Below are 13,804 nucleotides of genomic sequence, written 5' to 3' on the forward strand. Positions count from 1 at the left end.
GCGGCGCACGATAGGCAGGCTCCGACCTAGGGTCAAATAAAATAAAACGGCACTTTCGATACCAAAAAGATATGGAGACACGCGCACTGCGCTACTTCCTGGCCGTCGCCCAGACCGGCCACATGACGCGGGCGGCCGAGCAGTTGGGCATCCAGCAACCGCCGCTTTCCGTGCAGATCAAGGCGCTGGAGCGGCAGCTGGGCATGCCCCTGTTCCGCCGCCATCCGCGCGGCGTGGCGCTGACCGATGCCGGCCGCGCCTTCCAGGCCGAGGCTGAGCGGCTGATGCAGGACATGGCGGCCATGGAGGCCCGCATGGCACGGCTGGCGCGCGGCGAGGCCGGCGTGCTGTCGGTGGGCTTCACCAGCTCGGCCGCGGCCCACCGCTTCGTGCCGCAGGCGCTGCGCGAATTCCGCCGGCAATACCCTGATGTCGAACTGCAGATCAGCGAGAACAACGCGGCCGAGCTGACCGAGGCGCTGGCCGCCGGCCGGCTGCATGGCGGCCTGCTGCGTGTGCCGGTGGCGGCACCGCCGGGGCTGGTCTTCGAGACCCTTCTGCGCGAGCCGGTGCTGGCCGCCCTGCCCATCGAACATCCGCTGGCTGCAGGGCGGACGGCGGGTCGCGCGCTGTCGCTGGCCGAACTGTGTGCGCAGCCGCTGATCCTGGTGCGCCGGGCCGGGGCGCCCGGCCTCTATGCCGAACTGCTCTCGCTGGCGCATGCGCGCGGGCTGCGGCCGCAGGTGGTGGCCGAGGTGGAACGCATGATGAGCAACCTGAACCTGGTCGCCGCGGGCGTGGGCCTGTCGGTGGTACCGGCCTCGATGGAAGGCGTGCATGCCCATGCCATCGCCTACCTGCCCCTGGCCGATGCCGAGGCGCTCGACGCGCCGCTGACCCTGGTCTCCCGCGCGGACCAGGACAACCTGCCCGCGCAGCGCTTCACGGCACTGGTGCGGGCGCTGGCCGCGCAGGAGGCCCCGCCCGCAACGACCACGCCCCCGGCACGCACGTCGCCGCGCCGCACGAAGAAGGCGCTGCCATGAGGGCCCGGCACGCCACTGCGCACAGCAGGCGCAACGCGGACGACGCCGAAGGCGGCTCGCCGGGCGCGAGCGACCCCCTGCCTCGCCGCACCGTCGCCGCCGGCCTGGCCGCCTGCGCGCTGGGCCTCGTCGGCCCGCGTCACGCTGCCTTCGCCGACGAAATGCCCGACTGGCCGCGCCGTCCGCTGCGGCTGATCGTCGTCTACCCACCCGGCGGCGTGAGCGACGGCATGGCGCGTGCCCTGGCCGAGCCGCTGTCGCAGGCGCTGGGTGTGCCGGTGGTGGTCGACAACCGGGCCGGTGCCGGCGGCAGCGTGGGCCTGGCCCTGCTGTCCCGCGCGCCGGCCGACGGCCACACGCTGGCCTTCTCCGCTATCAGCCCGCTGACGCTGCAGCCCCTGATCGGCCCTGTGCCCTACGAGCCGCTGCGTGCCTTCGCGCCGGTGATCGGCGTGATGCACACGCCCGTGCTGGTGGTGGGCACGCCGGCCTTCGCGGGCCGGGGCTTCGAGGCCCTGATCGCCCAGGCCCGCCAGTCCCCCGGCCGGCTGCGCTGGGCCACCTCGGGCGTCGCCACCCTCGGCCACCTGGTGCTAGCCCAGGTGCGCGCCGTCAGCGGCACGGCCATCGTGCATGTGCCCTACCACGGCGGCGGGCCGCAGCTCACCGATGCCCTGGGCGGCCAGTTCGAGGTGCTGTCGACCAACGTGGCGGCGCAGCAGTTGCAGTACATCGCGGACGGCCGGCTGCAGGCGCTGGCCGTGGGCGCGCCGCGGCGCATCGACGCCCTGCCCGGTGTGCCCACGCTGGCCGAGCTGGGCTACCCGGACGCCAACCGCGACTCGCTCTTCGGGCTCTTCGCGCCCGCAGACACGCCTGCGCCGGTGGTGCAGCGGATCAACCGGGAAGTCGAGCGCCTGCTGCGGCAGGACGACACCCTGCGCCGCCGCCTGCGCGAGGCCCACAACCTGCCGGCCGGCGGCAGCGCCGAGGACTTCTTGCGCGAGATCGCCGCCGACCGGCGCCGCAACCGGGCGCTGGTGGCCGCACGGCCTGCCGCCTTCGACTAAGAAGGTGAGCGACCCGGGCGCGACGCCCGGTCAGCGGCGCCGGGCCGGGGCGGTGGTGCGCGGTGGAGGGGGCGGTTCGGCTGGCGTTGCCTGTGGCGCCGGTGCCGCTGGTGCCGGCGTTGACGGAGTTCCCGGCGCGGGATTTCCATAGCCGTTGAGGAACGCATCGATGGCGCGCCGTGCACAGGTCCGCAACTGGGTCCGGGTCCACTTCTGCTCGAAGCCCAGCATCCGGGGCAGCATCGTCTCCGCGTCGAGCAGTGCGCTCAGGTGCTGTGCGGCGGTGTGCGGATCGGACCGGCGCAGGCTGCCGCGCTGCATGTGCAGCTCCAGGAAGGCCGCCAGTTCCTGCCCGCCCTTCCTCGGTCCTTGCTCGTAGAACTGCCGGCCCACATCGCTGCGGCCCGCCTCGGCAATCACGGCGCGCAGCGCCTGGACGGCCTCGGGCGAGCAGGCGGCGATGAGGAACTTCTCTCCATAGCGGCGCAGCGCCGGCTCGAACTCGTCGTCTTCCTTGCCGAGCGCGTCGAAGATCGGCTCGAAGTGCGACTCCGCCGCGGCGATGGTCACGGCCACGAAGAGCTCGTCCTTGGAGCTGAAGTAGCCGTACAGCGTGGCCTTCGAACTCGCGGCCCGCGCCGCGATGTCCCCCATCGAGGCGCCCTCGAACCCCTTCTCGCGGAACACCTGCGATGCAGCCAGCAGCAGCATGTCTCGTTTGGCTTTGGTCTTGACCCTCAATTCGATTCCTTTTCCGAACTCACCCGTTCATTATTGGTTGACGAGCGAGGGTCGTCAAACTACATTGCGGTCTTAACGGTACCGTACGGTACGGTATTGAAAACTGAACTCACGGCCGGTGCCGCGCTTCCATGGAGGAAAAACAATGCGTCCCTCTCTCACATTCGTCTCGACCATCGCGGTCGCGCTGGCGTCCGCCTGCGTCCTGGTCGCCTGCGGCAAGCCGCCGGGCGGACCACCGCCCGCGGCCGGCATGCCGGAGGTGGGCGTCATCACGCTGCAGCCGCAGCGGCTGGCCGTCACCACCGAGCTTCCGGGCCGCACGTCCGCCTCGCTGGTGGCGGACGTCCGCCCGCAGGTGACCGGCATCGTCAAGGCACGCAAGTTCCGCGAGGGCGGCGACGTCAAGGCCGGCGAGACGCTCTACCAGATCGACCCCGCCACCTACCAGGCGCAGTACGACGCCAACGTCGCGGCGCTGGCCAAGGCGCGCGCCAGCCTGACCACCACCCGGCTCAAAGCCCAGCGCTACAAGGAACTGGTGGCCATCAAGGCGGTGAGCCAGCAGGACTACGACGATGCGGCCGCGGCGCTGGAACAGGGCGAGGCCGACGTGGCCTCCGCCAAGGCCAATGTCGAGACCAGCCGCATCAACCTGGCCTATGCGCGCATCGAGGCACCGATCTCCGGCCGCATCGGCAAGTCTTCCGTGACGCCCGGCGCCCTGGTCACCGCCAACCAGTCGACGGCGCTGGCCACCATCCAGCAGCTCGATCCGATCTACGTGGATGTCACCCAGTCCAGCGCCGACCTGCTTCAACTGCGCCAGGCCATGGCCCGCGGCGACCTGCAGACCGGCGCCGCCGGCGCCGCGCGCGTGCGGCTGCTGCTGGAGGACGGCAGCGACTATCCGCTGGAAGGCAAGCTGGAGTTCTCCGACATCACGGTCGACACCTCGACGGGTGCCATCACGCTGCGCGCCCTCTTCCCCAACCCGCAGGGCGTGCTGTTGCCCGGCATGTACGTGCGTGCCGTGCTCCAGCAGGGGGTAAAGAGCGACGCGCTGATGGTGCCGCAGCAGGCGGTGGTGCGCGACGGGGGCGGCCGGCCGATGGTCTATGTGGTCGGCGAGCAGCACAAGCTGCAGCGCCGCATGATCGAGACCGGCCGTGAGATGGGCGACCAGTGGGTGGTCCGCTCGGGCCTGCAGGCCGGCGACGTGCTGGTGGTCGACGGGCTGCAGCGCGCCGCGCCCGGCGTGGAGGTCAAGACCACGCCGTGGACGGCTGCGCCCGCGCCCGCCGCCAAGGCGGCCTCGGCCCGCTGATCCCCGGGGAGCACCATGTCACGCTTCTTCATCGACCGCCCCATCTTCGCGTGGGTGCTGGCGATCCTGGTCATGCTGGGCGGGCTGCTGTCCGTCTTCACGCTGCCCATCGCGCAGTACCCGAGCATCGCGCCGCCCGCGATCTCCATTTCCGCCAACTATCCGGGCGCCTCCGCCAAGACGGTGGAAGACACCGTCACCCAGGTCATCGAGCAGAAGATGAAGGGCCTGGACCGCTTGAGCTACATGAGCTCGACCAGCGAGTCCACGGGCGCCGTCACCATCACGCTGACCTTCGAGAACGGCACCGACCCGGACACCGCCCAGGTGCAGGTCCAGAACAAGCTCTCGCTGGCCACGGCCCTGCTGCCGCAGGAAGTGCAGCAGCAGGGCGTGACGGTGTCCAAGGCCGTCACCAACTTCCTGACCGTGCTGGCCTTCACCTCGGAGGACGGCAGCATGACCGGCTCCGACCTCTCGGACTATGTCGCCGCCAACGTGCAGGACGCCATCAGCCGCGTGGAAGGCGTGGGCGACATCACGCTGTTCGGCTCGCAGTACGCCATGCGCGTCTGGCTGAACCCGGACAAGCTGGCCAGCTTCGGCCTCACGCCCCTGGACGTGCAGACCGCCATCCAGGCGCAGAACGCCCAGGTGTCCTCCGGCCAGATCGGCGGCCTGCCGGCCTCGGGCAACCAGCAGATCAATGCCACCATCACCTCGCAGACCCGCCTGAAGACGGCCGCCGAGTTCGAGGATGTGCTGCTGCGCACGCTGACCAACGGCGCCCAGGTGCGCCTGCGCGACGTCGCCCGCATCGAACTGGGCAGCGAGTCCTACGCCTCCACCGCCCGCTACAACGGCAAGCCGGCGGCCGGCCTGGCGATCAAGCTGGCCACCGGCGCCAACGCACTCGACACCATCCGGGCCATCGACACGCGCATGGCGGAGCTGTCCAAGTTCTTCCCGGCGGGCATGAAGGTGCAGAAGCCCTACGACACCACGCCCTTCGTGCGCATCTCCATCGAGGAGGTGGTCAAGACGCTGGCCGAGGCCGTGGTGCTGGTGTTCCTGGTCATGTACCTGTTCCTGCAGAACTTCCGGGCCACGCTGATTCCCACGATCGCGGTGCCGGTGGTGCTGCTGGGCACCTTCGGCGTGCTGGCCGTCTTCGGCTTCACGATCAACACGCTGACCATGTTCGCGATGGTGCTGGCCATCGGCCTGCTGGTGGACGACGCCATCGTGGTGGTCGAGAACGTCGAGCGGGTCATGAGCGAGGAGCACCTGTCGCCCAAGGAGGCCGCGCGCAAGTCCATGGGGCAGATCACCGGCGCCCTGGTGGGCGTGGCGCTGGTGCTGGCGGCGGTGTTCGTGCCCATGGCCTTCTTCGGCGGCTCGGTCGGCGTGATCTACCGCCAGTTCTCCATCACCATCGTGTCGGCCATGACGCTGTCGGTGCTGGTGGCCATGGTGCTCACGCCCGCGCTGTGCGCCACGCTGCTCAAGCCCGTGGCGGGCGATCATGCGCTGGCCACCAAGGGCTTCTTCGGCTGGTTCAACCGCACCTTCGATCGCGGCCAGCGCGGCTATCAGGGCGTGGTGCGCCATGTGCTGCGCAAGGGCTGGCGCTACATGGTGCTGTACGCCGTGATGACGGCGGCCGTGGTGGCCGTGTTCCTGAAGGTGCCGGCGGGCTTCCTGCCGGACGAGGACCAAGGCTCGGCCTTCATCCTGGTGCAGTTGCCGCCCGGCGCCACCAGCGCGCGGACCGACGAGGTGCTGCGCAAGGTGGAACATCACCTGCTCGTCGACCAGAAGGATGCGGTCGACGGCGTGTTCTCGGTCAACGGCTTCAGCTTTGCCGGCAGCGGCCAGAGCACCGGCATGGCCTTCGTCAAGCTCAAGCCGTGGGACGAACGCCAGGGCGAGGCGCTGAGCGTCTCGGCCGTGACGACCAAGGCGACGATGTACTTCAACACGCTGCGTGGCGCACGGGTCTTCGCCTTCTCGCCGCCCGCCGTGGCCGAGCTGGGCAACGCCACCGGCTTCGACCTGATGCTGCAGGACCGAGCCAACCTCGGCCACGACGCCCTGATGAAGGCGCGCAACCAGTTGCTGGGCGAACTGTCCGCCGACAAGCGCCTGGTGGCGGTGCGGCCCAACGGGCAGGAGGACGCGCCGGAGCTGCGGCTCGACATCGATCCGCACAAGGCCCAGGCCCTGGGCCTGTCCATCGCCGACATCAACAGCACGCTGTCCACCGCCTGGGGCAGCAGCTACGTCAACGACTTCCTCGACCGTGGCCGTGTGAAGAAGGTGATGCTGCAGGCCGATGCCCCCTACCGCATGCAGCCCGGCGACATCGACCGCTGGTACGTGCGCAACGCCAGCGGCGCCATGGTGCCCTTCTCTGCCTTCGCCACGGCACGCTGGACCAGCGGCTCGCCACGGCTGGAGCGCTACAACGGCTTCCCGTCGAGCGAGATCCTGGGCATGGCGCTGCCGGGCACCGCGTCCAGCGGCGAGGCGCTGGCCATCGTCGAGCAGGCCGTGGCCAAACTGCCGCCGGGCTTCGGCTTCGAATGGACCGGCATCTCACGCCAGGAGAAGGCGTCGAGCGGCCAGACCGGGCTGCTGTACGGGCTGTCGATCCTCTTCGTCTTCCTGTGCCTGGCAGCGCTGTACGAGAGCTGGGCGATCCCGCTGTCCGTGATCATGGTGGTGCCGCTGGGGCTGCTGGGAACGCTGGCGGCCGCCCTGCTCACCTGGAAGATGAACGACGTGTACTTCCAGGTCGGCCTGCTCACCACCATCGGCCTGGCGTCGAAGAACGCCATCCTGATCGTGGAATTCGCCAAGGACCTGCATGCCCGTGGCGCCAGTCTGGTCGACGCCGCCCTCGAAGGCGCACGGCTGCGCCTGCGGCCGATCCTGATGACCTCGCTGGCCTTCATCCTGGGCGTGCTGCCGCTGGTGTTCGGCCACGGTGCCGGCGCCGGCGCGCAGAACGCGCTGGGCACGGCAGTGGTGGGCGGCATGGTCTCGGGCACCGTGCTCGCGATCCTCTTCGTGCCGCTGTTCTTCGTGGTGGTGCTGGGCACGGTGGAACGCCGTGGCCCACGCCATCCATCCCCTCAACCCGTTGCCGGTGCCCTGCCGGCCGAAGGAACCTGAGATGCGCCGCATCGCCTTCACCCTCGCCCCCGTGGCGTTGGCCGCGGCCCTGGCCGGCTGCAGCCTGATGCCGGCCTACGAGCGGCCCGCCCTTCCCGTGCAGGACGCCTACGCCGGGGACGCCGGCGCCGCCGGCACCGCTGCCGAGCAGGCCGTGGCCGACATCGGCTGGCGCGACGTGTTCCGCTCGCCGCAATTGCAGCAGCTCATCGCCATGAGCCTGGCCAACAACCGCGACCTGCGCGTCGCGGTGCTCAACATCGAGAAGGCCCGCGCCCAGTACCAGGTGCAGGATGCGGCGCGTCTGCCCACGGTCAGCGCGACGGCCAGCGGCACCGGCAGCCGCACGCCGGCCGACCTGTCCTCGACGGGCGATGCGCTGATCGCCCACCAGTCCAGCGTGTCGCTGGGCATCAGCGCCTACGAGCTGGACCTGTTCGGCCGCGTGCGCAGCCTGAGCGCACAGGCGCTGCAGGAGTTCCTGTCGACCAGCGAGGCCCGGCGTGCCACGCAGGTGACGCTGGTGTCCGAGGTGGCCACCGCCTATCTGACGCTCGCCGCCGACCAGGACCGGCTGACCCTGGCACGCCAGACCCTGGCGGACCAGAGCGAGGCGCTCGCCCTGCAACGGCGCCTGCAGGACCTCGGCCAGGCCTCCGCGCTCACCGTCAGCCAGGCACGCACCAGCGTGGAAACCGCCCGCGTCGACGTCGAAAGCTACACCTCGCAGGTGGCGCAGGACCGCAACGCGCTGGTGTTGCTGATCGGCGCGCCGGTGCCCGACGCGCTGCTGCCCGATTCGCTCCTGGCTGCGGCCGACCTGACCGAAGGGCAGCTCGCGACCATCCCGCCCGGCCTGCCCTCGCAGTTGCTGCAGCGCCGGCCCGACATCGTGGAGGCCGAGCACGACCTCAAGGCCGCCAATGCGTACATCGGCGCCGCCCGTGCGGCCTTCTACCCGCGCATCAGCCTGACGGCCTCGGCCGGCACGGCCAGCAGCGAACTGTCGCACCTGTTCAAGGCCGGCTCGGGCGCCTGGACCTTCGCGCCCCAGATCAGCGTGCCCATCTTCGATGCGGGCACCAACCGCGCCAATCTGGCCGCGGCCAAGGCAAGCCGCGACATCGCCCAGGCCCAGTACGAGAAGGCGATCCAGACCGCCTTCCGCGAGGTGTCGGATGCACTCGTGCAACGCGGCGCGTTGTCGCGTCAACTCGACGCCCAGCGCGCGCTGGTGGAGGCCAACGCCGACAGCTACCGCCTCTCGCAGGCCAGGTTCAAGGCCGGCGTGGACAGCCACCTGACCGTGCTGAGCTCGCAGCTGTCGCTCTACGCCGCACAGCAGAACCTCATCGGCACGCAGCTGTCGCAGATGACGAACCTGGTGACCTTCTACCGCACGCTGGGGGGTGGCTGGTCGGAGCGCTCCGAGCCCGTGGTGGCGCAGGCGCCGCGCTGAAGCCGGGTGCCGTCGCCCCGGCCCGTGGCGTGCCGCTCGCCTCAGAACGCCACGTTGAGGGTCGCGCGCACGCCATTGCTCCTGGCGCGGCTGGCAAGCTGACCGGTGTAGGCGAGGCGGAGCGAGACATTTGTCTGGACCTTCGTGGACAGTCCCGCCTCGATCACTGCAGCATCCTTGACGATCGGCAGGCCGGAGATGCCGAATGCGTTGGAACCCGCGAAGTTCAACGTGCTTCCCAGGTCGGTATCGCCCCACGCATGCCGCCACGCGACCGAGCCGCTGACCGTCAGCGTGCGATTGCCGAGGGTGAAGTCGTTCGCGCCACGCAGGCCCAGGGTCGAGTAGGTCACATCATCATGGCCGCTGCTCGCCGTCAGCGCGGAAAGTCCGCCCCTTTCGGTAAAACCTTCGCTATGTACCCTCATATAGGCAAGGCCGGCGAAGGGCTCCACCTGGGCCGAACCGACATCGATGCGATAGCCCACATCGCCAAAGGCCTGCAAGACACCGGCGTGGTACGCGCCCGAGAGCCGATCGGCGAAGCCGGTGAAGGCAACGTTCCGCTGGGTGCTGACGTCGCTCCAGGTGTACGTGGTCCCGACGCGGATGCCGAGCGCGCCGAGCTGCGTGCCGCCGTAGCTGCCCAGGGTGTAGTTGTCGGATGAGCCGGTGGCATTGCGACCGTCCGTGTCGTAGGTGGCGCGGCTGTAACCCGCCAGCAGACCGAAGCGGGCGCCATCCAGGATGCGCACATCCCCGCCGATGACGAAGCCACTGGTGTCATGGGTGAGCGATGCCGCATTGCCATTGCCGTCGGCATGACCCCAGCTGCCATGGCTGTTCGCCCACACGGTGAGCCCGTTGGCGCCCCCGGTGGCGGCGGTCGGTCCCGCCTGTGGGGCGACGCCGCCGAAAGCCGAGGACAAACGCTCGATGGCCGCGAGCCGCACCAGTCGGCTGTCCTCGATCATCGCGCCCTTGATGGTCGAATAGAGATCGCCAGAAAGCTGATCGAAGGCCACGCGCGCTTCCGCGTCGGTCTGGAGATTCCCGATGGCCGCTCGAAGGGCGCCGTGCGTCGGCAGGCTCTGCAGACCCGCCGCGGTTGCTGCCTGGTTTGCAGTCGCAGCGGCGCTTGCGAAGGTGCGGGTCTGCTTCGCTTCGAGATAGACGTGATTGGCGTCGTAGTCGGCCGCCAGTGCGTAGAAGGCGGAAATCGCCGTGTCGCCGGTCAGCGTGTAGGTGCCGGTCACCCCGCCGTTGGCGGTCAGCACCGTGTATCGATCATCGAGCGCGTAGGCGCCGGACGACCCGTATTTCCGCACGTTGAGGATCGCCCCGTTGTCGATTGCAGCCGTGCCGTTGATCGCGATGCGGTCGGACGTCGCGCTGCCGGGGATCACCTCGGCGTCGTACGTCGCGCCGCCGGCCTGGTGGTAGTTGCCTGCAACCGAGAGGGTTCCAGGGCTGTTGCCCGGGGCGATGGTCGAGCCGGAAAGCGCTGTCAGGCTCCCCACGGTGCCGGAACCCGAGAGCCTGGCACCCGGCTGCACCTGCACGGCCGAAGCCGCGATCGACCCGTTCACCTTGAGCTCGCCGGCGGCAATGATCGTCGCACCGCTGAAGGAGGACGAGTCGCTGGTCAGGTCCAATGTGCCGGCCCCTGTCTTCGTCAGCGTGCCGTTGCCGGAGATGACATTGCCGAAGGTCGCATTCGCCGCCTGGTCGAGCACCAGCGCGGCGTTGTCGACGATGGCCCCGGTGCCGAAGCTGGTCGCCGTCCCGGTCAGCGTTCCACCCGAGAGGGTGGTGCCGCCGGCGTAGGTGTTGTTGCCGGTGAAGGTGTTCTCGCCGCTCGACACGATCACCTGCCCATTGCCGACGATGTCCGGCGCAAGGACGTAGCCGGCCGTGGTGTGATTCAGCACCAGCCGGCTGTCGCCGTCACCGAGCACGATCTGGGCGGCGTCGATGGTGCCGGCGGCCGCAGCGGCCTCGCCCGCGGCCGCGCCGATGTTGAGCACGCCCGTCGAACCCGCCAGGTAGCCCACCTTCACCGCCGCGGCATGGATCTGCGCGCCGTCGGACAGCGTCAGTTCGCCCTTGCCTTCTGCCCCGACGTAGAGATTGCTGTCCATCCGGATCTGCGAGCCGCTGCCGCTGAGCGTCACCTTGCCCTCGGATCCGGCTTCGTTGCCGATGTAAAGCCGATAGCCGGTCACGGAGCCGCCGTCGGTCACGCTGAGGGTGCCGCGGCCGAGTCGACCGACATTCATGTAGCCGGAATAGGCGATGCTGTCGTCGACGACCGCCGACCAGTCCGAGCCTGCTCCGGAAACGCTCATCGATCCAGTGGAGCCGGCCAGGTCGCCCAGCGTCCCCTGCAGCGCCCGGATACGGCCGCCCTCGCCGAGATCGACGGTGGCGGTCGAGCCCGCTTCATAGCCGGCGATGAACGAGCCGGACAGAGCCAGCGCAGATCCCGCGCCCGTGACTTCGAGACGCGAATTGGATCCGTCCAATGTCGCCACATAGCCGCCGACGGCGCTGACGCTGCCGCCATCCTTGATCGTGAGCGTGCCCTGTCCGGCATTGCCGACATAGAGGTTGCCTGTGCTGGCCCAACTGCTGCCGGCTCCGGAAACCAGCGCCTGGCCAGTGCCGGTGGCGTCGGTGCCGATCGTCGTATTGCCCGATGTCACCGAACCACCGTTGAGGATCGACAGCGACCCGGTGCCGCCGACGCCGATGTTCAGATTGCCCGAACCCAGTTGCCAGCGGGATCCGGGGCCATCGACGACGACGGTGCCCGAACTGCCGCTGGCATGGCCGACTTGCGCCGACGCGCTGGTCACGGTTCCTGCCGCCGTGATGTTCACGAGGCCGGTTCCGCCTTCGCCGATGAAAAGTGCGCCGGTGTTCGTCCAGCTTCCGCCGGAGACCCGGATCGACCCCGAAGCACCGGCGTTGTAGCCCAGCGTGACGGACCCGGAGTTCAAGGTGCCAGCGACGTTCAGGTTGCCGGTGTTGACAATGCCGATCAGGAGCGCGTCGACCGTCCCCGTTTCACCGGACTGGATCTGCGGGCCAGCCGAATCGATACGCGCCGAATCGGCGGACCCGGGGTGATGGTTGTCCCACACCCAGTTGCTGTCGAGAAACCAATTGCCGCTGGCGGGACCATTCCAGTAGACGCTGTCCGCATGCGCGGCCTGCCCCAGCAGCGCACCCCAGACAGCCAATGCAATGCAACTGGCCGATGCCTGAAATGGCGGGCGACCGCCGCGCTGGAAATTCGACCTCTTGACGATGATCCTGTTCGACATGCCCGCTTCCTGTTCTCGATGCTGAAGAGTCCGGAAGCGTGGCGTGGACTCGGGATGGAAGCCCGGCTGTGCTGTCTTGTTGCGGCTGTCCGAAACCACACGTCCGAAGATGAGTGGCCCGCAGAATACGCACGCCGCGGAAGCACTTTCTTTTGCATCCGCAGGGAAAACTTTGTCTTTGACATTTATGACGGAACCACTGACAGCGCCTCCCACATCGCAACGCAAGGCGGGGGCCACGGCCCCAGGTCACGCGGCAGGAAACGCGAGACCAGGCAACATGGCCCGCTTCACCTGGGGACGCTTCTCGCAGTTGGCCGAGGTGCTCGGTCTGAACGAAACCGGCGTAGTCGTGGATCGCCGGCGCAATGCCGAGTTCGGCACGCTGGATCTGGGGGCCGACGCAGGCCAGGGCACCCTCGAATACCTGCACACGCCCGACATGCGCGTCGTCGTCTCCCACTGCACATTCGGAACGGGCAGGCGTTATGAGATCGCCGACGACGGGTTCATCCGCTTTCATTTCGGAAGCGAGCTGTCCGTTCAGACCTGGCTGCGAGATGATCCGTTCGGTGACATCGCGGACAGCCCCGCTGGTGTGTTGATCGCACGCCCGGATCAGGTGATGCAGGAGTGCATCGCGGCGCAGAAGCGCCAGAGCTTCATCAGCATTGCCGTTCGGCCGGAATGGCTCCCCGCTCAGTTCGGGGTTCAGCTGCCGGATCAGCTTCGATGGGAGGAGGCGGCGCACACACCGGGCGCACACCATCATCCCGTCCGGTATGGGCCCGAATTGCGACAGACGGCCAGCGAATTGATCGCTCGACGGCTCCCCTGGGAGTTGCGATCCGCATTCGTCGCCATCAAGGCCCAGGAGATGCTCATTCTCGCCCTGGGCGATCTGGTCAGTGCCCCACAGCAGCGTCCTGGCCGCATGAGCGAACGCGATCGCGCAGCCATCCGGTCGGCCAGGGAAATACTGACCCGATCCATCGCCGCTGCACCCGACATCCCCAGGCTCAGCCGGCGCGTGGGCATCAATCGGACCAAGCTTTTCTACGGCTTCAAGCAGATGTACGGCATGTCCGTCACCGCGTTCATGCACGGGCAACGCATGGACGAGGCCCACCGCCTTCTCGTCGACACCGACATGTCGATCTCCAGCATCGCCACGGCCGTCGGCTACAGGCACGCCTGCAACTTCTCAACCCGCTTCAAGGCGCATTTCGATTGCTCGCCAGGCGATTGCCGGGCGCGGGGCCGGGGCCAGTCCGGCCAGTCCTAGGGATGCTCCTCGCGAATGCGGACACCCTGGGCATCTGCGAAGGTTGTCGATCGCTTCGCGAAGCGCATCCCTAGGCTGCGCGCTTGAGCGTGATGGCCTTTTCCGGGCAGGCGGCCACGCAGGCCCCACAGGCCTGGCAGGCGTCGGCATTGGGCGTGAACGCGGTGCGCCGCCCATGCGCCCAGAGCTTGAACTTGATGAGCGCCGGCATCTGGGCAAACACGTCGTCCGGCAGGCGCCCGACCTCGAACACGTCGAAGGGGCACACGGTGACGCAGTCGCCCTTGCCTTCGCATCGGCGGGCATCGACGACCGGCACGATCGTCCCGGGACTGGCCTTGCAATCGGCGGCTTCTTTCTGGCGTGGCAT

The 13,804-nt window shown here is 68.9% G+C and carries 9 protein-coding genes; 6 read left to right on the forward strand and 3 right to left on the reverse strand.

The genetic code is table 11. The annotated features are described in order from the left end of the window. The first annotated feature begins 71 nt into the window (after positions 1-71). Both KBC94_RS09035 and KBC94_RS09040 read left to right on the forward strand, forming a co-directional pair. Positions 72-1,046, forward strand: coding sequence for a LysR substrate-binding domain-containing protein (locus KBC94_RS09035; protein WP_294368927.1), 975 nt, complete (start codon positions 72-74; stop codon positions 1,044-1,046). Next, positions 1,043-2,116 carry a tripartite tricarboxylate transporter substrate binding protein gene (locus tag KBC94_RS09040; RefSeq protein ID WP_294368929.1) on the forward strand — a complete coding sequence of 358 codons (1,074 nt, stop codon included), beginning with the start codon at positions 1,043-1,045 and terminating at the stop codon, positions 2,114-2,116. Before KBC94_RS09035 ends, KBC94_RS09040 begins: the two co-directional genes overlap by 4 nt. A 30-nt stretch (positions 2,117-2,146) precedes the next feature. Here KBC94_RS09040 and KBC94_RS09045 read toward each other — a convergent pair whose 3' ends face one another. Next, positions 2,147-2,827, reverse strand: coding sequence for a TetR/AcrR family transcriptional regulator (locus KBC94_RS09045; RefSeq protein WP_294368931.1), 681 nt, complete (start codon positions 2,825-2,827; stop codon positions 2,147-2,149). A 175-nt stretch (positions 2,828-3,002) separates the two neighbouring features. Here KBC94_RS09045 and KBC94_RS09050 point away from each other — a divergent pair, with 175 nt between their 5' ends. The 3 genes from KBC94_RS09050 to KBC94_RS09060 are packed head-to-tail and all read left to right on the forward strand — an operon-like array spanning position 3,003 to position 8,820. Continuing rightward, positions 3,003-4,184 (forward strand): efflux RND transporter periplasmic adaptor subunit, encoded by a 1,182-nt coding sequence (locus KBC94_RS09050; RefSeq protein ID WP_294368935.1) that lies wholly within the window; start codon positions 3,003-3,005, stop codon positions 4,182-4,184. 15 nt (positions 4,185-4,199) lie between these two features. After that, positions 4,200-7,361 carry an efflux RND transporter permease subunit gene (locus tag KBC94_RS09055; RefSeq protein ID WP_294368937.1) on the forward strand — a complete coding sequence of 1,054 codons (3,162 nt, stop codon included), beginning with the start codon at positions 4,200-4,202 and terminating at the stop codon, positions 7,359-7,361. A gap of 1 nt (position 7,362) precedes the next feature. After that, positions 7,363-8,820 carry an efflux transporter outer membrane subunit gene (locus KBC94_RS09060; protein ID WP_294368939.1) on the forward strand — a complete coding sequence of 486 codons (1,458 nt, stop codon included), beginning with the start codon at positions 7,363-7,365 and terminating at the stop codon, positions 8,818-8,820. A 41-nt stretch (positions 8,821-8,861) separates the two neighbouring features. Here KBC94_RS09060 and KBC94_RS09065 read toward each other — a convergent pair whose 3' ends face one another. Beyond that, positions 8,862-12,149, reverse strand: a complete 3,288-nt coding sequence (locus tag KBC94_RS09065) for an autotransporter domain-containing protein (protein WP_294368944.1) — start codon at positions 12,147-12,149, stop codon at positions 8,862-8,864. Positions 12,150-12,429: 280 nt separating this feature from the next. Between KBC94_RS09065 and KBC94_RS09070 the strand changes: the two genes are divergently transcribed. Further along, entirely contained in the window at positions 12,430-13,434 is a 1,005-nt protein-coding gene (locus KBC94_RS09070) for an AraC family transcriptional regulator (protein ID WP_294368946.1), read from the forward strand. A gap of 70 nt (positions 13,435-13,504) precedes the next feature. Here KBC94_RS09070 and KBC94_RS09075 read toward each other — a convergent pair whose 3' ends face one another. Next, entirely contained in the window at positions 13,505-13,804 is a 300-nt protein-coding gene (locus KBC94_RS09075; protein WP_294368948.1) for a 4Fe-4S dicluster domain-containing protein, read from the reverse strand.

The organism is Pseudacidovorax sp. (genome assembly GCF_017991995.1).
GTDB lineage: Bacteria > Pseudomonadota > Gammaproteobacteria > Burkholderiales > Burkholderiaceae_C > Xenophilus.